The 23,064-nt window shown below is 44.1% G+C and carries 29 protein-coding genes; 5 read left to right on the plus strand and 24 right to left on the minus strand.

Annotated elements, in window-relative coordinates; genetic code table 11:
- Window positions 1-98 precede the first annotated feature (98 nt).
- A complete protein-coding gene (locus tag M1L23_RS00505; protein ID WP_252624972.1) occupies window positions 99-698 on the minus strand; it encodes a hypothetical protein in 600 nt (199 codons plus the stop codon).
- 160 nt (window positions 699-858) lie between these two features.
- Between M1L23_RS00505 and M1L23_RS00510 the strand changes: the two genes are divergently transcribed.
- Window positions 859-1,257: a hypothetical protein gene (locus M1L23_RS00510; RefSeq protein ID WP_252624973.1), complete on the plus strand. Its 399-nt coding sequence runs from the start codon at window positions 859-861 to the stop codon at window positions 1,255-1,257.
- Window positions 1,258-1,299: 42 nt separating this feature from the next.
- Here the strand turns inward: M1L23_RS00510 and M1L23_RS00515 are convergent, their stop codons facing one another.
- The 15 genes from M1L23_RS00515 to M1L23_RS00585 form a co-directional block, all read right to left on the minus strand.
- Window positions 1,300-1,569, minus strand: a complete 270-nt coding sequence (locus M1L23_RS00515) for a hypothetical protein (RefSeq protein WP_252624974.1) — start codon at window positions 1,567-1,569, stop codon at window positions 1,300-1,302.
- A gap of 19 nt (window positions 1,570-1,588) precedes the next feature.
- Window positions 1,589-2,074 carry a hypothetical protein gene (locus M1L23_RS00520; RefSeq protein WP_252624975.1) on the minus strand — a complete coding sequence of 162 codons (486 nt, stop codon included), beginning with the start codon at window positions 2,072-2,074 and terminating at the stop codon, window positions 1,589-1,591.
- Between the two features lie 91 nt (window positions 2,075-2,165).
- The gene (locus M1L23_RS00525; RefSeq protein WP_252624976.1) at window positions 2,166-2,660 is read right to left on the minus strand and encodes a hypothetical protein; all 495 of its coding nucleotides are present in this window, start codon (window positions 2,658-2,660) and stop codon (window positions 2,166-2,168) included.
- Between the two features lie 112 nt (window positions 2,661-2,772).
- Entirely contained in the window at window positions 2,773-3,558 is a 786-nt protein-coding gene (locus M1L23_RS00530; protein ID WP_252624977.1) for a PRTRC system ThiF family protein, read from the minus strand.
- Complete coding sequence (locus M1L23_RS00535) at window positions 3,555-4,343, minus strand: hypothetical protein (protein WP_252624978.1); 789 nt, start codon at window positions 4,341-4,343, stop codon at window positions 3,555-3,557. The genes M1L23_RS00530 and M1L23_RS00535 overlap by 4 nt, the downstream gene beginning before the upstream one ends.
- Before the next feature lie 54 nt (window positions 4,344-4,397).
- Complete coding sequence (locus M1L23_RS00540) at window positions 4,398-5,840, minus strand: hypothetical protein (protein ID WP_252624979.1); 1,443 nt, start codon at window positions 5,838-5,840, stop codon at window positions 4,398-4,400.
- 92 nt (window positions 5,841-5,932) lie between these two features.
- Entirely contained in the window at window positions 5,933-6,139 is a 207-nt protein-coding gene (locus tag M1L23_RS00545; RefSeq protein WP_252624980.1) for a hypothetical protein, read from the minus strand.
- A gap of 11 nt (window positions 6,140-6,150) precedes the next feature.
- Window positions 6,151-6,729, minus strand: coding sequence for a hypothetical protein (locus M1L23_RS00550; RefSeq protein WP_252624981.1), 579 nt, complete (start codon window positions 6,727-6,729; stop codon window positions 6,151-6,153).
- A gap of 88 nt (window positions 6,730-6,817) precedes the next feature.
- Window positions 6,818-8,491, minus strand: coding sequence for a PRTRC system ParB family protein (locus tag M1L23_RS00555; protein ID WP_252624982.1), 1,674 nt, complete (start codon window positions 8,489-8,491; stop codon window positions 6,818-6,820).
- Between the two features lie 153 nt (window positions 8,492-8,644).
- The gene (locus M1L23_RS00560; protein WP_252624983.1) at window positions 8,645-9,790 is read right to left on the minus strand and encodes a DNA polymerase III subunit beta; all 1,146 of its coding nucleotides are present in this window, start codon (window positions 9,788-9,790) and stop codon (window positions 8,645-8,647) included.
- A gap of 100 nt (window positions 9,791-9,890) precedes the next feature.
- Window positions 9,891-10,175, minus strand: coding sequence for a hypothetical protein (locus tag M1L23_RS00565; protein WP_252624984.1), 285 nt, complete (start codon window positions 10,173-10,175; stop codon window positions 9,891-9,893).
- A gap of 704 nt (window positions 10,176-10,879) precedes the next feature.
- A complete protein-coding gene (locus tag M1L23_RS00570) occupies window positions 10,880-11,233 on the minus strand; it encodes a hypothetical protein (protein ID WP_252624985.1) in 354 nt (117 codons plus the stop codon).
- A 301-nt stretch (window positions 11,234-11,534) separates the two neighbouring features.
- A complete protein-coding gene (locus M1L23_RS00575; protein WP_252624986.1) occupies window positions 11,535-11,918 on the minus strand; it encodes a hypothetical protein in 384 nt (127 codons plus the stop codon).
- A 434-nt stretch (window positions 11,919-12,352) separates the two neighbouring features.
- A complete protein-coding gene (locus M1L23_RS00580) occupies window positions 12,353-12,559 on the minus strand; it encodes a hypothetical protein (RefSeq protein WP_252624987.1) in 207 nt (68 codons plus the stop codon).
- Between the two features lie 327 nt (window positions 12,560-12,886).
- The gene (locus tag M1L23_RS00585; protein WP_252624989.1) at window positions 12,887-13,180 is read right to left on the minus strand and encodes a hypothetical protein; all 294 of its coding nucleotides are present in this window, start codon (window positions 13,178-13,180) and stop codon (window positions 12,887-12,889) included.
- A gap of 454 nt (window positions 13,181-13,634) precedes the next feature.
- On the opposite strand from M1L23_RS00585, the gene M1L23_RS00590 reads away from it, so the two are divergent.
- Both M1L23_RS00590 and M1L23_RS00595 read left to right on the plus strand, forming a co-directional pair.
- Window positions 13,635-13,970 carry a hypothetical protein gene (locus M1L23_RS00590; RefSeq protein WP_252624994.1) on the plus strand — a complete coding sequence of 112 codons (336 nt, stop codon included), beginning with the start codon at window positions 13,635-13,637 and terminating at the stop codon, window positions 13,968-13,970.
- Window positions 13,971-14,055: 85 nt separating this feature from the next.
- On the plus strand, window positions 14,056-15,030 hold the full coding sequence (locus M1L23_RS00595; RefSeq protein ID WP_252624996.1) for a tyrosine-type recombinase/integrase: 975 nt from the start codon (window positions 14,056-14,058) through the stop codon (window positions 15,028-15,030).
- A gap of 10 nt (window positions 15,031-15,040) precedes the next feature.
- On the opposite strand, the gene M1L23_RS00600 is transcribed toward M1L23_RS00595, so the two are convergent.
- From M1L23_RS00600 to M1L23_RS00615, 4 genes are all read right to left on the minus strand, one after another.
- On the minus strand, window positions 15,041-15,652 hold the full coding sequence (locus M1L23_RS00600; RefSeq protein ID WP_252624998.1) for a hypothetical protein: 612 nt from the start codon (window positions 15,650-15,652) through the stop codon (window positions 15,041-15,043).
- Window positions 15,653-15,862: 210 nt separating this feature from the next.
- Complete coding sequence (locus tag M1L23_RS00605) at window positions 15,863-16,837, minus strand: endonuclease (protein WP_252625000.1); 975 nt, start codon at window positions 16,835-16,837, stop codon at window positions 15,863-15,865.
- Entirely contained in the window at window positions 16,834-17,094 is a 261-nt protein-coding gene (locus M1L23_RS00610) for a hypothetical protein (RefSeq protein WP_252625002.1), read from the minus strand. The genes M1L23_RS00605 and M1L23_RS00610 overlap by 4 nt, the downstream gene beginning before the upstream one ends.
- Window positions 17,095-17,252: 158 nt before the next feature.
- Window positions 17,253-17,630, minus strand: a complete 378-nt coding sequence (locus M1L23_RS00615; RefSeq protein ID WP_252625004.1) for a protein-disulfide reductase DsbD domain-containing protein — start codon at window positions 17,628-17,630, stop codon at window positions 17,253-17,255.
- Between the two features lie 147 nt (window positions 17,631-17,777).
- Here M1L23_RS00615 and M1L23_RS00620 point away from each other — a divergent pair, with 147 nt between their 5' ends.
- The gene (locus M1L23_RS00620; RefSeq protein WP_252625005.1) at window positions 17,778-18,518 is read left to right on the plus strand and encodes a DNA-methyltransferase; all 741 of its coding nucleotides are present in this window, start codon (window positions 17,778-17,780) and stop codon (window positions 18,516-18,518) included.
- A 16-nt stretch (window positions 18,519-18,534) separates the two neighbouring features.
- Window positions 18,535-18,858, plus strand: coding sequence for a hypothetical protein (locus M1L23_RS00625; protein ID WP_252625007.1), 324 nt, complete (start codon window positions 18,535-18,537; stop codon window positions 18,856-18,858).
- A 354-nt stretch (window positions 18,859-19,212) separates the two neighbouring features.
- Here M1L23_RS00625 and M1L23_RS00630 read toward each other — a convergent pair whose 3' ends face one another.
- The 4 genes from M1L23_RS00630 to M1L23_RS00645 form a co-directional block, all read right to left on the minus strand.
- Window positions 19,213-20,295, minus strand: coding sequence for an AAA family ATPase (locus tag M1L23_RS00630; protein WP_252625008.1), 1,083 nt, complete (start codon window positions 20,293-20,295; stop codon window positions 19,213-19,215).
- Window positions 20,292-21,407, minus strand: a complete 1,116-nt coding sequence (locus M1L23_RS00635; protein WP_252625010.1) for a hypothetical protein — start codon at window positions 21,405-21,407, stop codon at window positions 20,292-20,294. Before M1L23_RS00635 ends, M1L23_RS00630 begins: the two co-directional genes overlap by 4 nt.
- A gap of 346 nt (window positions 21,408-21,753) precedes the next feature.
- Complete coding sequence (locus M1L23_RS00640) at window positions 21,754-22,149, minus strand: hypothetical protein (protein WP_252625012.1); 396 nt, start codon at window positions 22,147-22,149, stop codon at window positions 21,754-21,756.
- A gap of 5 nt (window positions 22,150-22,154) precedes the next feature.
- Window positions 22,155-22,850, minus strand: coding sequence for an AAA family ATPase (locus M1L23_RS00645; RefSeq protein WP_252625014.1), 696 nt, complete (start codon window positions 22,848-22,850; stop codon window positions 22,155-22,157).
- Window positions 22,851-23,064: the final 214 nt, after the last annotated feature.

A 23,064-nucleotide genomic window follows, 5' to 3' on the forward strand; every position in this document is an offset into this window, starting at 1 on the left:
AAAGCTGGATTCCCTACTGAAAGTTTCAAATGAAAAGCAAATCAGCAAAAAAAGACCTGCACAACGGCAGGTCAGTCAACAGAGGCAATCAGTTGCTCTCAGAGGTATTTTTCATCAACCGTAAAATTCTCAAAGAGAACCATCTCATCGGGATAGAAGAACCCTTGAAAAGGGCAGTCTTTCGATGCGGGTAAGTCTTCATAGATGGCATCAGGGTTGTGGCTTAGCTTGATACTGAAAAGATCAGGGGTAACCTCAGCAATGGGAACACTAATGAATCGACCAGATTCAACGAGCTCATTTGCGCTCGCACCCAACTCAGGAATAACATCAGAATAAGTGCCTCTGAAAACATTAACATCAACGCTCCCCATGGCTTGCTCGTGACGATGAAAAATAACCCAGTATTCGTCTGTTTTTCTATCCTTCTTAACATACCCACAATCAATTCCAATGCCGATGTGAAACAAATCATCATCACTCAGAGCATCCAAGTCGAGATTAAGCTTTTCAGCATTCTCTTTTGCAAGCCAGACAAACCAATTGACACCACCGATAACACCAAAGCCCTCATAGCTATCTTCGCGGACAGGTGGCTTTCCGTTTGGCTGTATCAAATAGACAGGCTTGTGTTGAGCGACAGCACTGCTTGGAATGCTTTCATTGGTGTCGGCAGTAAGTTTTGAGAAAAATCCCATGTGAAGCTCCGTAGTCGTTGAGTTTTGATGTGAATTACGATCTCACGGAATATGGATGACGCAAGAAAATACAAAAATAAGCTCACACAAGCTTGTGCATGACAAGTGAAGTTAAAAATCGGGTTAATATAGCGGCTCTCTTCCAAAAAAAGGCACAACAATGATTTTAAATTTAACACAGCACCCAGCAACGCCTGAGCAAAAGGAAGCAGGCGTCGTGGACTTAAGGGGCAATTCGCTGAAACATCTAAAAGCCCTCTTAACCTTTACTGACATACCAACGAATAAAGAGCTTCAAGATCGCGCTCATGACATCGCCCAGCTTGTTATTCACAACGAGCTAGGTGAGGACGACAATGATCCGATTTTCCTCCAGGCAATGATAGGTGGAGCGCCGTTCTTCATGTCTTTTCTGGAAAGCGCTTTGAGAGAGAACCATGTTACCCCGCTATACGCCTTTTCGGAGCGAGTGAGCGAAGAAAATACAGACAAAGATGGAAATGTAGTAAAGCGTAATATCTTTAAGCACAAAGGCTTTGTCAATGTTCATGTAGAGTAGAAGAGAGAGGAAACCGCCCTCCCATGAAAGGAAGCGCGAGTGTTAAGCGTTGCAAGGTTCGTCTATTATTGGCTGACGTAGTTCATGGTGGTAGGCTTCGACCGTTGAAACGCCATTTGATAATACGTAAATTCCATCAGTCATCACCTCATCGAAAGAATCAAAGTCATCGGGATCTGGTGGCGTCACCACGGTAAACAAACCTGATGAGTGTTCATGGCCAACCAGCTCGCAGACATCTTGCCAGTACACGGTATTACCGGCTGAAAAGATCGTTTTTGACGGGGCAAAAGGTATCTCGATAAAGCTCATATCAATTCCTCTGTGAAAGTTACAAACGGATTCTTTTAGGGCGAATAAAGTCACTAGCCGCTAACCGAACAAATAAACGTGTTCCGCCTTGGGGAGCTACCCGTCCTTTGTGAAAATCGAAGGTTGAATAGCCCACAGGTGTTGCATTGGGAATTTCAAAACCAAACGACTCATCACTCAAGTCGTGTGCTAAAGCCTTTTGAAAATAAGCTCGCCGTGATTCAGGAGTGGTCGGTAGGGTATCGGGTAATTCTGCTGAAACAACGCCTTTGTAAAACATCGTCCGAAACCCATCAGCACCAAAGCAGATAAGACCATAGTAATCCGGTGAATCAGGGTTCATGCGCCCATCTAAATGCCAGCCGTCATCAGAGCATGTGGTGTCCATTGGCTCAAAAACCTGACTCCATACGCTTAACCCTAGATACTTTCGCTGAACAGGAATAACATTGGAAAGCGCAGCAACAACAGGCTCTAGCTGTGGATATACACGAAGTATATCCATTACAGGTGCGTTCTTTATTGTAATGCGAGGGAGAGAGGCTACATCAATGTGTAGCGCTTCTCCTGCTCGGACTGCTTGATTAAAGAGCATATTAGACAACTTTAAGTTCAGCAAAGGCATTTTCAAGAGCCGGTATATCGCGAGCGATACACTCATCGATATCTCGCGTGATTTGCGCCAGTTGCACATCAGACTCACGCTGATTAAATAGATAAATGTCTTCAGCGGAAACCAGCTCATCTAAAACCTCTAAAAACTCCCACGTTGAAAAGAAGTCATCGAGCCCTTCAGGATTATCTGATGTAAGATTTACCTCGATATTAAACATACTCTCAATAACATCGACGATAGCGGTGACACCTCCGGCTTTTTCAACGCCAGGCTCATCTATAAACACTCCCGAACCAAAACGGTAGTCGGTGTAATAGCTGTTGTCATCAAAGCTCTCTTCTGCATTTACTTCAAGCGAAGCAATGCAAAGCTTTTCCATTACAGAGCGAAGCGTAATCGCTTGAGAGAGTTGGCTTAACCGATAGCACGGCATAGCGATTGCTTCAGCTAAAGAAATAATGCTCTCTTTGTTCATGGTGATTCCTCAAGTGGCTGTGTTGAACGAAACCACTATCTCACGAAGCTGGATTTACACCATTTTTTTGGCATTTGCGTGTTGATGGAGTTGAGAATATCGCCTGAAACATTCAGGCGACATATCCAAGCATTTGCCAGTTAAGCGGGTTTAAGGGTAGGGGGTTATGCTCTCCTGATTTAAGATCAATAAAGACACCGTGATATTCAGCCTCGCCGTGTCGAATCAAGCGCCAAAGGATTTGAATCATTTGGGTGGCAATTTGGTCGTTAATACCAAAGTCTTGTTTGTTAATCGCTTCTTCGTGCGAGCATGAGTCAGTTGGCTCGTATTCATTGCTTTCAAGCGACTCGGTGAATAGATCGTATATAGAGGGTACTCGTTGGTCATCATCACAGCCCTTTTTAGGGTACATACCCATGACAACCTGCCCACTATCTTTATCGTTACCACCATCGAGCCAAAGAAGCGTTTTGAAAAAATCTTTATCCTTAAAGTATTGTCCGATTTGTACGCGGGTTTGCGGATTATCTACACACGTTACCAATACATCGGGCATGACTGCTTGATTACGAGTTGGACAGTACCTCTCTATAGAGTATGACCAGTCAACTCCTGTAAACGCATTGTATCGCTCAATAAGCACTTTTGCTTTGGGAAGCCCGACATCCATAGAGTAAAAGGCTTGTCGTCCGATATTGGTTTCGGAAACAGTATCATCATCGAACACGGTTATATCTAATCCGGCAGCACCGAGCCGAACAAGCGTGCTGTGTAGCTGAATCAGCTTTTGAAGAAAACAGCTTCCTGTTCCTCCAGCACCTACAACATGAACACTAAGTGGTTCGTCGCGCATAAATTGCTCAAGGAAATGCTGAGGGGCTTTCATTGTGTTCATTGTGCAGCTCCTAATAGAACATCACTTGCTCGCCATGAGGTGCGAACTAGATCTTTTGTTGTTGTCTTTCGCTGTGCTTTTTCGATGCGTTTCCAGTGGGCGATATGCGCCTCGGTCGTAACCCCGTTTCGTCCTTTATGGTTGAAGGTTTGATTGTGATTAACGTGCGTGAAGTTTGAATCGTAGATGACCGCCTCACACTCATCGAGAAAGGCTGATGTAGTGATACCCTTATATTCAGGTCGAGTTGCAGAGCCTTGACAGATGACACCTTGTGCATTGACGTTGCAAATCGGAGCATGATAAATCAGCGTGTCGGGGGTGACGTTTGCTCTTGCTACGCAATATACACGAAGCTGCATACTGCTCTTGTGAGCAATAAAAAGTAACCGAGGCCAATAGGGGTTGAGTTTAATGCGGCGATCACTGCCGATGCGAAACCACATCGCTCGCTTCGTTGCTGGCGCTACCCAGGCAACGATTGAGGCGTTCTCGAAAATGACCCGTTTATCTGTCCAGCCAACGCGATCTTTTCCAGTGCGCTCACGCAAAAGTCCTTGCTCGGCTTCTTCTTGCATGATGTTGTTCAGCGCACTGATAACTTCACCACATGAGACTGGCTTGCCAATCCCAAGCGCACCATTTTCGACACTATGAATGGTTGAGGCAAACCCAATGCCCGTATCAAAAAATCCAATCGCAAACTTCAACTTGGGCTTGAAGTGAGGTTCAAGTTTTATATCGCGCTTAAACCTTTCTTTGCTTGGATCGTGTAAATAAAACATCGCTATGCCCTTGCTTGTAAATAGGAATACAAACACTGTAACAAGGGGCGGTGATTACGCGACTTTTTTGGCGGCTTGCTCGATGTAATCTGTCACAACAAGGCAGACATAAATAAGGGCAGCATTTGCCAGTAGAGTGCCTTTAAAACTTTCAGCGGCATTAGCACACTCAAAAGATTCTGGTGTAAATAAGAAACGGTCGCCTAGCTCGCCTGTTTCCATACCGTATCGGTATAGATCATTGATAATCTCGTACACGCCTAGATTCTCAAACTCATATTGACTGCATGGCGCTACAAAGCCACTGCAACGAATCATAACCTCCTCGTCGTATTCCATTTTGAGGTCGGACTCTAGCAAGGCTTTATTGTCCGATAACACTTGAACAAGAGCATATAGATTGCTCACCAAAGGGTGTCTTTTAGGTAGTTGACTGAGTGCTTGCGCCATTTGCGTAAAGACACAACCATCGGTAGGTGAGAACAGCTCGCCACCGCCCCATCGAATGCCAACGTAAGCGCGATTAAATGTTTCTTGGATTGCACATTGGAGTGAATATCCACCTTCACCAAAGGCAGCGCCGATTATACTTTCGATATCGCTATACTCCCCGTCGATGTGCATATAGAAAAGATCCTCGATAATCCAAAGCTCTTCTTGGGCGTTCACCTCACTTAAAATAGAGCGAAGTAGAATTTGCTTTTGGTCATCTTCGGGGCATTCAAACAAATACACATGAAGCATATCGAGCATGGTTTTACCGTAGCTACTCGGCGTTAGCGACTCATACATCAAGCCCTCACCAAGCTCACTTGAATGGATAGCAAGACCAAAGCCTGAGAGTGTGCATAGTAACGTGTTGAGTACCTTACTTAGTGGTGCAAATAATGCTTTATTGTGTTTTGGAAGTGCTTTTTTCAAGTCACCGATAGGGCAAAGGAGTGCTTCGAGTTCGCCACCATTTGAAACGCTCCATGTTGGGTCGCTGCGTTCATAATGCTCACCCTCTTGTACCAAAAAATCCATAAGCGGGTGATTGAATAGCGTGTTTGCCGTTTGAACTGAAAGGTTTAGTGGTTTTAGTATATTTTTAACCTCGTCCACAGTGCGATTCCCCGCATCAACAAGTCGGGCTGCTGGCTCGTCTAATGCGTCACCAAGTGCATTTATGGCGTCGATAGGGGTATGGGCGTTCGTGAGCGCATTAAAATGGCAGGGGTCAAGCAGGTTGCGTTCTGCAAGTGCCACCAACTGAGACTCATACTTTGAGACAAAACTTCCTGACGCATACTGGATTCGCGCGTGGTTTCTTAGGCTTGCTTCGTGATTGAGTTTTTGAGTTGAAGTGGTATCAAAGGTAAGGGTTTCACCTTTCAATACATGAGTTATAGGGGTGGCGCATGAAGGTAAAGTTGCCGATCTTTGGGGAGCGATGTTTTCAAAGAACGATGTAATTGCTGTACTTGCTGATTGTGAATAAGCGGCATTTGATTGCATTTTACAAGCTCCCTGCTTGAATTGGTGGCTTGACGGACGCGACTCACAAAGTCGCGCACGTCCTGTTCAGTAAAGGTGATATGGCTCATGGCTTAACCGTTGGTTTTTGCTGGGGGCAGCTCGACAGGATAAACCAACTCATTCCCATGAACCTGCCCATCTTCTTCAAGTACATCAGTCCATCGAAAGAATGGGAACTGCTGCTTTAAGAGGCGTAGGTTTTCCGCAAGCGATCCGTCTTGATTAGGTGCTTCGATGCGACGTGCGCCAACTTTAAATACCATTTTTAACTTTTGCATTTAGTTACTCCTTACAGTGAATCGAAGTCAAACTGACCACTAATTGCCGCCGCATCTTTTGTTGGTGCTGGCGCGGTAGTGTCGTTTGTCTTTGTATCTACAGTACGCGAGGTTTCGGATACGGCATCTTTTTTAGCATCGGCTTGAGAGGACGCTGCGGGTTCGTCTTTACTTGCTTTAGTCGCCTTTGTTTCTTTTGCTTTTGCTTTGGCAGGTTGTTTTGCTTGCGCTTTTTGCGTCGCTGCTCCTGCTTTTTCGCTGGCGCTATCGAGTTTTGCTGCGATGGAAAGTGCATCAACATTCTCAAGTGCTTTTGCGTAGCTTCCGCATAACACTGGAATCGCTTTAGCAAGCTCAGAGTCAAAGTCAGAGCCTTTAAAGATGATTGGTCGAGCGAGGTTGGCGCGTAGCGTTAAAAGCGCCTGACGAGCCTCTTCTGTGTCCTGAGAGCCTTTACTAAGCACCGAGGCGTGAACCCCATCGGTTTGGACACTCATTTGAACAACAGGCTCACCATTCTCAAGGCTGATTTTCAAGTTCACCGCGTTCAGGTTTCCGCGCTCAATGAGTTGTTTAATTTGCTCTAACATACGATTTCCCTCGTTGTGTGTAATGACAGGACTATTGAACCGTGATTTGAGATTACCGCCAGTTTTTACGCTGGCGGCTTTCATTGTGTTATTTCAAAAGTTTCTTGAAAGGCGCAGGAGCAAAGCCAGACCAATCAAACTCCGCTGCAAGGATTGCGCTAATAAGCTCACCTTTTTTCGTTGGCATCACTCCTTTGGGAAGCGACGTTTCTACGCCGGAAGACTTAACAATGCTTTGTATGCCCTGTGTGTAGTAATTACCGAGCGCTTCTTTGGTTGGCTTCCACTGCTCAACCGCAGCTTCATTACCGCCAGCAACGCAGGACAGCACTTGCGCCATAAAGTCGTACATTGGCGTGTTGCCCTTTACAGTCGTAGCAGATTGAATGCCGTTATCGAGGGCATGAGAAATGGCTTCTTTGATTCCCTTATCATCGAGAGCCAACAACTCTTTAATCCGCGCAGTGGGGTTGCTTGTGGTGCTGATGTTAGAAAGACCAAATAATGCTTCTACGCTAAGCGCCATGATTGCGAGGCGCACAGACTGGTTCTCACTAACGTGCTGTGCGGCAAACGCTCGAATTTCGTTTTTATGATGGTCAATAACGCGATCAGGTGTTTTTTGCTGAACCTTTGTTGTGCTAGTTGTGGCTGAAACTTTCAGATTATCAGCTTGTGAATCACTCGAATCGTCACTTACCTCACTGGGCGATATTGGCTCAATCTCCGGTGATTTCGTTTCGTTCTCAAGCAGCGTCACGCATTCATCGAAACATGATTTATTCAAGCACTGTGATGGGGTTACTTGGCCCTCATAGCCTGGGCGGTCATCAACCAGTGCCGCTCGAGAGTCGCACCCCATACAGCCAGACTCGAATTGCTCTTTACCGACGTTAGCGGCACTCACGGTAATTCGGTCATGGTTGACGCTTGAAGTCATAAAGATAACGCGGCTATGTGATTCCTCTTGCTCTGCAACTACATCAGCAAGATGAGCTTGAGTTTTTTCAATGTAACACTTGGGTTTTGAACAAAGCGCTCCATCGTCAGGGCTATCAAACAACCCTGATTGCTGCTGGCTATTAAACGGGCAGCCATTACATGAAGCGGTATTAAATTTTGCGTTGGCCAAAGGCAGTTGGACTCGGCGCGCTCTTTCGCGTAAATCTTTCACACTTAGATTTTCAGTGATTACTTTTTCTAACGTGCTCACCTGAACGCTTTGCTCAAAGGGCGCAAGAATCAGTGCGTGACCTGCTTTGATTGTGCCAGCTTCAAGTGCGCTTAATACCTTTTCGTCACAGGCCAATAGCTCAAGACGCTCATAGAGCTTTTTACGACTCCAGCCAAGACGTTTTGCTGCGCTATCGCGATCACCTGCGTAAAACGAGGTGAATGTTTTAGCGGCATAGACTTCATCAATGAAACTTAGGTTTTCGCGATCAAGGTTCTCCGAGATATGCAGGGCATACGCCTGCTCATCACTCACTTGACGAACAATGCAGGGGAGTGGAATACCAAGCTCCTCTGCGACTTGCTTGCGTCCAAATCCTGCAATCAGCTCGTACTTGCCATTTTCAGGGGCAGGTCGAACGGTAATCGCGGAGACAAAGCCATTTTGTGATACAGAGTTCTTTAATTCTTCGTAAGATTGGGGGTCGCGTTTTCTTCTCGCATTAGCGAATGGGGGGGCAATGATATCGCTCGCATGAAGATGAATAAGGTCTGAATTTTCACTGGCTTTAACTTGAGCTTGTTGCATGATTTATCTCCATTGATTTGAACAATTCCATGTTCCCATAAGAGTAAAACCACGCCATTTTTTTGGGAGTTAAAATAAAAAACCGCCATGCGATTATACATAGTTCAAGGTACTATATATAAATGCGAGGCGGCTTCTTTGGAGGGTAGGGTTTTACCGTGCCATTGGCATGACGATTGCGGTTTGATCGCTTCGATTGAGAGGATTCAGGGTTAGAAAGTTCTTTTGCTCATCGAACCCCAAAGTCACTTCATCACCGTCAATATTCGTGAGTGCGTCAAGGAGGTAGCGACAAGAAAGGCGTATTTTTTTGGCTGTGGCACCGGATTGGAATGAAAGTGCATCTTCACCCATGATAGCCCCCGTACTGTCCACTGCCTTAACGATAATCTCTCCATCCTCAAAGTCCATATCAAGACGGCCAACATCATCAGTGATCGGTTTTATGCGACTTAAAACACGCATAAGGCTTTCACGATTGACAAGACCGATTGGTGATTTTATGGAGTCAAAGATATTGCTGACGTTAGGGTACTCACAGTCAATAAGCGTCGTGCGTACTTGTGCGTTGGCACTGGTAAACTCAACCATATTTTTATTCAGTCTCAATACAAGAACGGAATCGGGAGCGTCCTGAATCGTACACACGTAATCGAGTGTATGAGTTGGCACAATCACAGAGGGGTGGCTAGAGCCTTCCACCTCAACATTAGCCATAACGCTTTTAAACATTCTATGCCCATCTGTGCTTATAATGGACATAGAGCCTTGAGCAAAGGATAGGTTAACACCATTACAAAATGCTCTAGGTGAGTTCATGGAAGCGGCGTGCTTTGCTTTACTAAGCTCAGAAACAAATGTTTCAAGCGGTAAGGTGACTGTCACAAACTCACCATCAATTTTTGGCGGAGAAGGGTAGGTGGATGGATCAGCAAGTTCCATTTTCATTTTGCTTCGCCCCGATGAAAACACGCCTTTGGAACCACACGGCTCTATTTTAAGCTTCACGGGTTTATCGCTGTCTTTATAGGCTGTTGAGATTTGCTGTAGCTTACTGGCTGACATGAGAAGCGTTTTTTCTTCTTCAAGCGCATCAACGGACACGCAGATAGGTCGAGTTAGGGTTTGAGCGCCGTTAGAGCCTGATAAAAAGGCAGATACGCCGCCCGAGCGAGGAATAATAATAAGACGAACATAGCCAAAAATCTCATGGGCTTTGCCTCCAGAGATTGCCAGTCGGCAAACGCTCGCAGATACCGTGTTTAGTTCTTTACCATCAAGCTCAATCGTAATTGACATAACAATGCTCCTTCGTTGATATGCACTTATCGTTACACGGTTTTGCACCAACGCCAGTTATTTGCCTAAACAAAAGGGGACTTAAAGCCCCTTTCAACGATTACTCTTCAACGTGCTCGTATCCATCTGAAATTTTTTGGATCGTTCGGCTATTGGCTTCTCGAATTGCCATATCCCCTGGAAGCATTGGTGATGCGCTTCGTAGCCGCTTGCCTCTTAAAATGGATTTTTTACGCACAACGACATCTTTATCCTTCCCGCTTTTAACTTCGGTGATAATGGTCGCGCCGCGAGTTACGTCAGGAGATTCCACGCGAATTGTCCATGTTGCAATATCACCATTGGGTTTTGTGCGTGAAAGTTTTTGCTGAAAAATGATAACCATTAGTCCTCCGGGAGTTGTTGATATTCAGCTTCACTCAGCACCGCAATAGGGAGCTGGGCGGTACGTAAACTTTTAGCTTTATGTTGTCGCCAGGATTTGCACTTCACTGTCCGGGGGCCCACCTCAAAAACAGTGAGCACATTGTGCTTGGAAAGTGGCTGTATGATTTTTGATTTTTTCGACTCCATAAGTGCGATGCGATCACCTCGTCTCGCGCAATTAAGATATGAAATGGTGTTCTTAGTGGCCCCGCAGCGGTACTGGCAGCCTGATTGGTCACTTAATTGTCACCGCTCACATTCACCTTGCAGTCAACCATGTTCACTTGATCCCATTTAGCTTCAAAGCTACAGCTTTACTGTCACAGTGAAGCAGATCCTTAATAAGCCCTAACCGGTTACTTTCAGTCTTATTGCTATGGTGGAAAACGTAGGCTTCATAAGCTAGGTGACACATATCAATGTGCTGCCTGCTCTCCAGTGTTTTAAAGTTTATTAACACAAACTTTGCCATAACTAACGAACTGAACTCTTCAAAATTCAATACAACTTGCTCACCGGCGCTAGGGTATAGGCCGCATGTTACAGCGCACCTTAATATAGAGCTAGGTCGCCAATGTGGAGTTTTTTTCGACTTCATAAGTGCGATGCGATCACCTCGCCTCGCGCAATTAAGATATGAAATGGTGTTTTGGAATACCTGCATCACGCTACCTCATTCAATTTACTGATTGCGCTTAAGCCGTATTCAGAAACCCACTCATATCCACAAGAGCCACACCAACTTTCTTGAAGAGCTTTACCTTCTGAAATTTCTATAAAGCCGCCTTCAATACCGCTAGTTAAGCAAAAAGGGCAGGTGTCGGGATGTTTTTGAGAAAACAAAACCCGATCATGATCGGTGGCAAGTCGCACATTGTTGAGAGCCAAGGTATGTCGCTCATGGTTATGGTTATAAACGCTTAACTCTGTGTCTCGAACTACCATTACTTTGAATATCTCACTTGTCTTGTTGCAGGCCACAACATCAGCGATTTTGATAGGGCGATAGTCAGTCATGCGTGTTACTCCGAGTTGATGAATACACAACCTATTATCCGGCTTTTTGGAAAGCAGCAATATTTTTAGCTGAGCAGTAAAAAGGGCATTTTGACTGCAAATTTCAGGGGTAAATTAACTAAATCCATGTCAAAACCCATTAGCTGCCAGTTAAGAGGGTTGATGGGTAAAGGCGTATGTTCACCTGAAGCCAGATCAACCAACACACCATGATAAGAAAGCGCACCGTGAGGTACCATGCGCCACAATAACTGGCACATCTGCGCTGCTATAAGGTCGTTAACACCAAAGTCTTGACGGCTTATAGCTTCCTCATAGGAGCATGAATCAGTGGGATTGTTCTTGGTACTGTGCTTAAAATTTCATTCAACTTGGCGTTGCCTTTAAACAACGCTTCTATGACCATATTGATTTCCAGCCAAACTGACGGGGATAAAGCAATTCCTGACTCACTCTCCAAGTAACCTTGGTCATCAGCATCTAACGGGCCATAGGCGCTTATATTAACACCGCCTAATTCAATATAGATTTTGTCTCTGTACGGGCGGTCGCTAGACTCCAACTCGATAATGGATATTTTTTCCCCGCAAGATAACCAAAGCGTTAATGTCGGATCACTCATATAGCAATATGAGCGGTACATCACATGATCCATAAAGCCCCCTAAAGCATGGTGGTCATACATAGAAAACATCACCACCAATATCCCACAGAAAGCAAAACGCGCTAGCATTTACAGCCAAAAAGCCTACTTAAAGTGGACTGCTTGGGTTGCTATAACAAGCTGAGCTGTGAGTTCTCTTCAACAAAAAGATAAACGCCTGCTACGCTTCGCCCTTTTTTGTAAGGCTTGTAAGTGATAGTCAGCACCATAAACTTGTCATAGTTAGCCTTCTGCATGGGTTGATTTGGCTTTATTGTTTGTCATTCTGAGCGATTAATGGCGGGTTTGGCGACTCATGGCGAGTGTTTAACGGCAACCATAAATATGTCATAGCAGCATGGATGCGGCGACAACTCTGTACTTGCCGCAAACAACTATCCCCGTCCTGCTAAACCAATGACGTAAACTCCTATCTCTCTCGACTTGTTGGAACAAGTCGCACTCACAAGGTGCAATTAAGCTTCTAGTAGGCGCTCATCCATCACCATACCCGAGCTTGCCAGCAACCGGATAGTTGCCTTGCTTGCATTTAAATTGGCAAGAGAACTTTTGCTTTGGCACATACTTCTAAACACTCTGCGCGCTTGCTCTTTCCCAGTTAGCGTTCTCTCGATAACAAAAGGTGAGTCAACCGCTTTAACCTCTATCGTGTAATAATTCATCTTGTACCTACCTGAAATTCAGCAAAACAATGTAAACAAGTCAAAACCAAACACTACAAACATTTGCCCCTAACTATGCTGGCGCACCGAGAAGTAGGGCGTTGCACACGTCATGGTTTAGCAGCAACTAAAGAAAGGGTTTTCCGTCGCTGTGACTTCAACTGTAAAACTGCATTACTCATATCGCGTCCTCAACTAGATTAACTAAGGACACGATACATCTGAATCAAAACACCGTTAGTTTTTACAGTTAAACACATTGCTTCTTTTAATGGGTATTAATGGAAATAATGAGTGCTTTTAAATAGAGGTTTTCAAGAGCTATGCTTAGTTCTTGTCACCATACATAGCCTGCATTCTAGCTCTGTAAAGCTCTTTCGATTTCATGTCTATCTCGCCCTCATGTGCAGAAATAAAGAGCGTAATAACAAATAAAACCACCCATGAGGAAAACCATGGGGAAAAAAGACCGATTGCTTCTATAAAGCCCAAGTTATGATATGAGGCCCATGCTAGTCTCGATAAAGCCACTGACAACGCGCTAAATAAAATAAAGAGACTTCCTGGCACCACACACCAATGCGCTTTGATTTCATCAGTAAAATTTGGTTGGCTATTCATATCAACACTCCCTATTTCGATAAGTACCAGTTAAAACTGGGCAATTTTTCTGACCATCTAATTATCTTGAGTACCAACTTAGGCCTTAGCTTTAGCAAACCCATGACTAAAGCTAAAGCCATCAGCAAGCTTTCAAAAACAGCCATGAAAGGCAGAAGCAGCAATTTCAACATAACAATTAACATTCATACCTCTTTATTTGATACAGCATAAATTAACTGTATATTATCCTATCACGCGGATATAACGTCGCCACTAAAAGCATTGTTTTTGATCTCTCTGGAAAAAGCAGCTATACAGTGCAACTACAATAACCCAAGATTAAATTACCGCTATTTATTTGCACAGCCCTTGCGAGCGCACCAACCCCTTTATTGTCAAATACTGACTTGCCCTATAAAGTATTAGTGGTTTAATACGAAAAGATATTTTAAAAAGAAAAAGGAATGCAACGATGAAAGCATTAAAACTTACACTCGCACTTACGGCTGTCATTGCGCTAGCAGGTTGCGACGCCCAAATTTACAATGAAGAAGCGCAGGAGATTAAGCAGCTGCTAATAGAATGCTCAGCTAACCCTCGGATATTTAGTTCGTGCAGCAAATTATTTGAACCTAATGTGCTTGAAAAGAACAAACATGGTGATTTAGTTTTTGTTCCCGGCATAAAACTAAATAGCCTAGACTACGCTAGTGCAAAAAAGGACGCTATGCTGATAGCTTGGCGAGCGACCTGTCAAAGCGGGTGTGGTGGGTTTAATGAGTTTGATGAATGGTGGGGTAGTTTTTAAAGTTGCAGCCCTACTTCGCATTGCGTTCTTTTAATTTTCAATTGGTTCCTATAACATTGATTAAAGGTATTAATGGAGCTGATTGATGAGTAACTATATAGATCCAGTTGATGCATATTTAGATGGGCTTCACTCCGAAGCGTCATTACGCACTATGGTGTCCGCGCTAACGTCTTTCGCTGTAAGTGTAACTGGCGATAAAAACGCAACACCGAAACAGATCCCTTGGAGCAAAATATCATTTACCGATATTCAGCGTTACATCGGAACATTCAAAGGGTCCGAAGGAAAATCTCATCGCACTGGCTTGCTTCATTTATCTGCAATTCGTGGTGTACTGAAAAAAAGCATCGGATTACAGAACATCGATCCAGAAAAAAGAGCTCCCCGGTCATTGCTATCAGAAATAAGTGAGCAGCTAAGCCCGCCAAAGCCAAGCCGAAACAAATCACAGAATTTCATTACACTTTCTGACTTTAAGCAAATAATTAAAGTGTGTGACGACGGAACTCCAGCAGGCATTCGAGATGTAGCAATTTTTCAAATCATGTACGGGTGTGGTTTAAGACGCTCAGAGGTATCAGGGCTATCATTCCCTGAGTCCGTCAACTTTCAACATCAAATGTTGAAAGTTATTGGGAAGGGGCAACTAGAGCGGCATTTGCCGATGTATTCTGAGGTTGAAGATGCAATTTTAAGGTATTTAGACGAAGTGCGCGGTGAAGAGATAGGCCCCTTATTTTGCGCTCTCTCTAAGTCTGGAAAGTTACTAAGAAGCAAAGACAAACCTCTTGGTAAAGACCTCAGCCCAATCTCACCTAGAGGTGTAGCCCTCATGGTCGAAAGACGGGTTATAGCCGCAGGTTTTGGCAACCAATACAGCCCTCATGACTTTCGCGCAAGCTTTGCGACCGCCCTTCTCTCCTTGGATGTTGATCTGTTACAAGTACAAACATTGATGGGTCATTCTGCCCCCTCAACAACGGAGCGCTACGACTTGCGTGAGCATAAGCACTCAGCCCTAGCTATAAGCAAATTAGCAGATAGTAGGCGTCGGTAATAGAAAAGCATTAAAATAAGATATTTTTAAGCCTTTCACCGTCATAACTATCATCTTGAATCAATTTGGCTATGAGCTCACTAAGCTTTTCAACTGAATCTTCGCCCATCTCCAGTTTTGCATACTCCTCTTGAGTGAAGTCAGTTCCGTCAACGTATGTGACAGGTTCGCCGAGATCTGAATTTATTTCGCTAAACTCGGGTACGCCAACAAGTTTTGGGCAACCAAAGGTAACGTAATATCGCGCTGCTTCAATTTCTATAGGGCTTAAATAAAATGATTGATAGCCTTTGCCAACAGTTGTTGACGCATCAATACCTGTGTTTTTGTACAGCTCTTTAGCGAGCCAGCGGTATCCAAAAAAATCCTTCACCTCACCCAGCGATTCACAAACTTTTCCACTAAATCGGTCGCGCTCTCCTTGCCATTGTGTACGCCCGATCTGTCGGCAGATAAATTTACCGCCTTCGGTTTTATAGAGCTCCAGTTCGGTCCATCGACCTACTTTGCCGCTGTATGAGCTACCCATCGCCTGATTTGGTGAGCTTGAAGCACACCCAATTAATTCACCAGTAAAGCGAATATTTGCCTCGTTATCAATTTCAATCGTTAATGTTTTCATGGTTAAGCCCTTCGTTCTGTGAGTTGACCTTCAATATAACTACAAAAGCTATTGACGCTACAAAAAAGGGTTAGGAACAGGAATAGTGCTAGCTGCCGCTATTTTGTTATCGAGCACTGCAACCGTCGCTAATGCGACACGGTTTTAAGATAGTGCAGAAAGATTAAGCAAAATCCGCCGTCGGCGCGTTTTTCTACTGTGCAAATTAACTTAACAGTTTCTTGCCGCGCGGTAACCTGCCGCCTCAGCTTCTTGTGCACTATCAAAAGGTACCCGATTTTCACCGCTGATGCGATCATACCAATGACACCCTCTTGGAAAGTAAATTCCAGAGTTTCTATTACCGACAAACGCCGGGTCGTCGGATGCGGTATTATTCGCGTCGATAGAGTGGGTCACACTGTAGCGGCCGTCCCCGTATAAACCTGTGGCAGCTGTAAACGCTGTTTTGATATGGGTCCATGACTTCTCGCCGGTCACGTAAGGGTTGCTCCATCCCTGTAGCGCAGCAACTCTATTATGCCGTGTAAGCTCCCAATCGGTAACAGGGTGCTCATGGTGCCATTTCGCAAATAGAAGCTGCTCATGCTCGTTTAGGGGCATTCCGTAAGCCCAACTGACGTACATGTAGGTTCGTGCAATAAAACCTTTCACACTATCGGCTGGCTCCACTAATCGCTGGCGGGCATCAAATTTAAAGTCACAGGCTCCAAAGCTTTCGCTGAAACTGATATGCGTAAGCTCGGTGAAGCTGTAATTAGAGCGAAGCGCATTCACCTCGCCAATGGCAGGGGAAATATTGAAGGGGTCGGCTTTTATTTGCCGATATTGCGCATCGGATCGCGAGCATTCAGACCGATTCCCGCAAGGGCGTCCTCGCGTAATGACGCTGATAGGTACGATATGCTCAAATTCAATCCGGGCAGCACGGGTTTCACTATCACCGCGTCGTCCATCAAGCTGGTAACCGCACGAATCATGATCGACAGTACCACCGTTTCGACCTCTGCGCTGAAAATCACACCCGCAGTAAAGAGTTTTTTGATTGTCAAAATAAACATGCTGAAGTAATGCCGATTTCGTTTGGTCAAACGTCTGCATCGGTGAGGCGAAGGTCACAGCGGAGCCAATAAACAAACCAATCGCAACAAATGCAAAAAATCGAAGTACGTTAAAAATTCTCATGCGGCTTCCTTTTCATTTTTCAATGAATCTTGGCGAGTAATCTCGTCTTCAATATCAAAGCAATTGCGGCGGAAGGCTCTCAAGGTAATCTCCGCCTGCTTAACGTTTTCAAGTGCTTGTAGTTTCTCCGCAAGGCTTAACTCAGGCTGCTTGGCTGCGCGCTTCAATCGCATTAAATAGGCTTTGGCTAAACGCAATTGCGTATCGATATCCTCAACCGTTTTTATTTTTTTTACTCGCGCTTCGTAAGTAAGCATTGGTTTTCTCCGTCTGTTTGAGATAAAGCCAGCTTACTGATTTCCCAAATGACGCAAGATTATTGGCTGGCCAAAAATTAGACAATGCTTCATACCCAAAGCAGGCGCTTAACTCTTCAACCTATCAACAGAGTTATCCCAAAAAAATGTGGATAAGTTCATCCAGCACCATTTACGTCAATTTTTGTCGGCGGATAACATAGCGTAGCTTCTTTGCACCCTTGGAAAGACACTGAAAAGGGCTCGTGGGTAAAGACTTTCAGAAAGGCTTGATCACGAAAAATGAAAGTTTCACCGATAAATTCATCTTTGTGCATCTCTGCTTGGCTCATAAATTGGACACGATAGGGCTGTCCAGAAATGTTGGTGACAGTAAATCTGTCTTGGTATAAATAGTAGTCGTGCTCGGGCATATCAAATCGCACCAAAGTGTAACCACGGCCTTGCATTGTTGAAGAGCGAAATGCTTCATGGACTGGCAACGCGACAGGCTGACTTCCGAATAATCCCAAACTAAGTAGTAACGAGCTGAACATAGAGCCTCCATTGGTTAGTGTGACTATATTAACTGGAAAAAAAGCGCATATCGCTTCGTTTAGGATGAAAATTCCAGCTCAAAATGAAGCCAATTAAGTTGCGTGGCTGCAAAAGCATGGGAAGCTCTATTCATTTGAGGAGCAGTTATGGCCAATTTCGATTTACGACAAGGTGACGCGAATACGCTCATTAAAACAGTCGAGTCTGCTAGTGTAGATCTCATTGTGTTCGATCCTGCATACGAAAGCCTAGAAAAGCACAGGGCCAAAGGTACAACCACACGGCTCAGTCAATCATCGGCAAGCAGCAATACGTGGTTTCCTGTGGTAAGCAACGAATACTTGGAAGAGCATCTTAACGAGTGTTTTCGAATCCTTAAGCCCGGAAGTCACGCTTATATGCTTTGTGACCAAGAAACAGCGTTCGCCTTACAGCCCAAAGCAATAGAAGCTGGCTTTAAATTCTGGAAATGTATCATCTGGGATAAAGTATCTATCGGGATGGGGTATCACTACCGATGCCAGCATGAAATGATCATGTTTTTAGAGAAGGTGGAGCGCCCAGGGAAGCATCGCCAACTTAATAACGCATCCATCTCGGATATTATTCGAGTGAAAGGTCTTCGCGGTAATGAGCTATACCCAACGGAAAAGCCTGTAGAACTTTTAAATATACTCATTCAGCAAAGTAGCAATGAAGGTGATATTGTTTTTGATGGTTTCTTTGGTAGCGGCGCATCCGCTGAAGCTGCGTTAAAAAATAACCGACACTTTGTTGGATTCGACCTACTTTCTAGAGCCTTAGAAAAAGCATCAGAGCGATGTGCTAATTTCGGCACCTCAGAAAAGGTGATGATTCAACGTGCACAACCATTATTATTTGCTTGAAACAAGGAATCAAATCATGAAATACAAACTGGTAATGCTAACTATTATTCTTTTCGGCGCCTCGGGTTGCGATGGGGCAAGCTCAATAGACAGTAGCGAACGGAGCGTGAAATTGCTTAATTGTGTAAATGCACCTCGTGTAGAGACTCAATGCGACATATTCTTTCAAGCTGGAGCTTTAGTGAAGCAAAGCGATCGCGTCAGAGTCCCTGGTATCGAACCAAGCAGCCTTCAGTATTATTCCGCTGATAAAGAACAAATGAGATTAACGTGGCGAGCACACTGTTCAAATGGGTGTGGTGGGTTTGATAGTTTTGACGAATGGTGGGAATCCTTTTAAAATATAAAACCCTGTAAAATCAATACCTTACTTCGCATAATGTGGATTATGTTAAATAATATTGAACACCTGTTATTAAATTGATACCCAAAACGCACGTTAGCCACATTATGGCTGACGAGGGTTTTGGGTAGACCAAGCAACCCTCAAGGGTGCGCGGTAGTATCTTCATCTATTCATATAGATCATAAAGATCATAGAGCGCTTGTATTTGACCTATCTTTGAAGATCAGATCGTTGGGTATAGGTAACTTTGACTACTTTAAACCTAACTTTGACGATTCACTAACATTACCTAGACGATTTCAGTTGGGTTTCTTAATGAAACTTACACGATCGCTCGTCAAAGTTAGGCTAACTTGTACGATCACTATTCTTCCCTTTTGCCTTTAAGAATTTCTCAACGAGCTCGTCAGATATAGGTGAGCGCTTTTTACGCTCCTCTTCTGCTAGAACTCTACTCTCAATACTTAAAACGTCCTCAGTGGCCTCAATAACCTTTGGTTGTTTCCTTGGCGCAGCTGGCTTCACTCTTGGCACAGTGTTGGATTCTTCTAAATCATTTTCATAAGAAGTATCGACATCGACTTCTAAATATTCATGCTCTGTTTTCTGTCCAATGAAATTGGAGTTCGGAGAATGTAGTAAACCGCTATTTGACCAATTCAGTCGTTGATTAACTCTATGGCTTGTTGCTAGGAAATTAGCTTTTGGCTGAACTAGCGTATGTGTTATTTCACCTGTTCTTTTGTCGCTTTTAGCCTCTAGGTAGAAATGACAGCGGGCATACGCAATGGTGCATGAAAGACCGCTCCCAGATGCCGTGGAAACACCCTCCAGGCCTCGAATAACATTTTTTGTCGGATGGTGTGTAGCCAAAACTGCAACATTAGCTTCTTGAGCTAACTCTTTTAAAGCTTCCTTTATCCGCACGTCATCCTCTACTTCCGTCGCCGTTCCAATCGCTTCTCGTATGGTATCAATAATTAGAAGGTCAAACTCTTTAGCATGCTCGATCAAGTCATCGAGTGATTGTCGCGCAGCAATAATTTCAGCTTGATTCGCATTTCTGCTGGCGCTCAAAATAGGTCCAATTGATTTGTATAAGGAGAAATTTCGTTCTATCTGTTGCTGTGTATCTTCTGGAAGGTGCCTTAAATGAGCCTGTATGCGTTCAAACGCTTGATGAATACCGTCCTCTACAGGCCAATATAAAACCCTCGAAGGCGGCTGTTCAGGAGGCGTTACGCCTACGACGTTTATACCTGTACTGACTTCGTAAGCCATCGCCAAGCATAGGTTTGATTTCCCGCTGTCCGGCGGTGCTATCAGCATTCCTAACCCTCTTCTTGGAAGGCCTTTTAGTATAAAGTCTGGTATTGGGTTCTCAGACACAAATTCATTGTAATTTCGGAGTGATACAGAAATTGAACTCATAATTTTCGCTCTAGCTTAGGAAGCCACATCAAACGATAATCCTGCCCTTTGATCCTTTTCTTAGGATTCAAATCAGGCTTAAGAAGCAACTCAAAATGCGTTAACAGCTCACTCTTTTTTACAAGTGACTGCTCAATCATAAGAGCGACTTTCTCATAAATATTCATCCCGTATGTGTCGATCTTTTCATTGTAATAGCTGTAGATAAGGTCACTTAAAAACTTTCCATGTAGATAGTTTCTAGTATGGCTATCGAGGTACTTTGCAAAATCTTCGAATTGCCCCTGGCCGATAAGATAAGGGTATTCGTTCAGAAAGCGTTCTCGGCTAATCTGGCCGTCTTCTGAAAGTGATGAAATATAGAAGTCATTCACGCATATAATGAGGTCCGTAAAAGTATCGTCAGATAAACTATTTTGGTTTCGAATTAAATTCTTATTCAAAAGCAAGTGATACTCTTTATCAACCAAGGTAAGTATTCTGCCGCGATTTGGGATTTTTATACCTTCACTTTCAAATGACAGTAACAAATGCATTAAAGCAAGCCTTTGTAACTTAGGCAGGAGAGCTTGGCGGTTCTTCTTAACGGGAGCTAACCCCATAGCTTTGAGTAAAGTGCTTACCTGAACGTGAAAGTAGACTCCGGAATTAAGTAAAGGCTTATCAATGCGCGATTGGTCATTATAGCGAGACCAATCCACGTCTAACCCACAAAGTTCAGCGGCCTGCCGGAGAGTTAACTGTCTATCGGTCGGATTATGTATTAGGCCGCCATGCGCGATAATGCAGTCCAAGCAATGCCGGTCACCAGTAAGGCAAATGGCACCAAAGATTTCCACATATAACGTATCAAACTCTCGCTTATTTGCGCCTTTGGACCAATATGGTGGTGATATACGAATGTCAGCAATGGGCTCTTGAGCGAGAAGTTGTCGCTGCACACTTTCCTCATCTCTATAGCGCTGTAAAATTTCCTTTGGTACCTTTTGTGACGGAACAAAGATACGCGATAGCATAGTGCTTGCAACGTAACTAGAGCCATCGTTTTCTGCTAGAAAATCAGAGTCAATGTAAAGCAAGTTGTATGTGTCTTCGTTAGTCGAATCAGACATGTTTTCAGCCTATTTGTTGTTCATTGGATTCATGTTAGCCGTATAGACAAAATGCAGCAATGACGGATCGTTAAAGTTAGGTTTAATTGCGTACTTCTCGTTAAAGTCAGGTCAAAATGAACGATTTAACTCGTCTAGGTTAGGTTAGCGGCTAGGTTTTTTAGCATAGGTTTGGTTTGATGTGCTTAATCACTAGCATAAGTTAGGCTAACTTCTGAGAGAGTGATCGTGCAAGTTAGGTTTAAAGGGTGCAGAGATCGTTAAAGTTTGGTCTGGAAATTTCAATAATAGAAGTTTGGTTGATGTGGGAAGCAGGGCACTGACTAGCGCCCTACTCTCCAATTTCTTACTTGGACTTCTTTGTTAAGCCCATTGCGGCTTGCAGGTCTATTTTTGGCGTCATTCCCAATCGTTCAGCTTCCAAAATCAAAGGCTCCATAAGGGCCAGCCCTTGAGCTACGATAGCTGTAGCTGCACTGCGCTCGCTAATCCCATGCTCAGAAGCAAGATGCTTCAGAATTGCAAGATTTCTGGAATTAACTGTGTGCGCCCGAGCAACAGTTGGTTTTTCATCGGGGTCATGTTGTAACCAATCATGCTTGTCCTGCGAATTGTTTGCTGGCTTGATTGGTTTAGCCCTGCTTTGGCCAGTGTTCACCTGGGCAGAGCTAATGACTTTTTCAACGGCTTTAGTGCGCTTCGGCAGCTCAGCTTTTTTCAAAGGTAGCTTAGGCTCTTTCATATCCCCTACTCCTCGTTTAATAGCTCGACAATTTCTTTAAATACAAGCTGTACTTGCCCGGCCGACGGTGAGCTCCCCATTTCACTTACACCTGCCCCATAAGCTGCAGCTTTACTAAACTCGTTTGAATGTTTTAGCGTTTGCTTTAACGGACGTAGATTTTTTGTGCGCTCAGTTAGGTACTTCCGTGTCAACACTCCATTTTTAGCGAATGATGAAGTTGGGTATTTATTGAGAATAGTTGCCGTTTTTAGTGTGCGATTCCCTGCTTTCATGCGACTTAACATGTTATCCATCTCACTGATCGGGTCAGAACTAAAACCTAGTAACTCACCCTGCTCATCAAAAATATCGCACTCAATAGGAACCAAGGCTAGATGCGCAGTCGCACAAGCGCTTGCAGATTCTGTCGAGTCTAACCCACCACAATCGACAATTACGATGTCATGCTCTCTAGCTCGAGCTTGCACTGTGTCAAAAATATCACCGTAGCATTCTCTAGATTCTATTTGTGCGAAGTCATATTTGCCATTAACTCGCTTGTGAATCCACGACTTTGTACCCTGTTTTCGATTGGGGTCTGCATCGATAATACAAGCGTTGTATCCAGCTAACGCTGACTCAACGGCGATATTAGTTGCAACGGTAGACTTACCTACTCCGCCTTTTTGATTCATAACGACGATGATGTTGCCACTCATTGATGCCTCCTTGATGGACTGTTTTATATCACTCTGGAACATTATGAATTAGTTCAGTTTACCCTAATATGAATTAGGACAGTATATAGCGATATGTACTGTATTGCTATGCTATAGATTATCACAAGTCGCAATGTAAAGTTATGAAATGTGTCATTATGAAACACAATAGTATAATGCATAATGGTATGGATTGAATTGATATGATATGAAT

Origin of the sequence: Aliidiomarina quisquiliarum, assembly GCF_023922585.1 — a bacterium.
GTDB lineage: Bacteria > Pseudomonadota > Gammaproteobacteria > Enterobacterales > Alteromonadaceae > Aliidiomarina > Aliidiomarina quisquiliarum.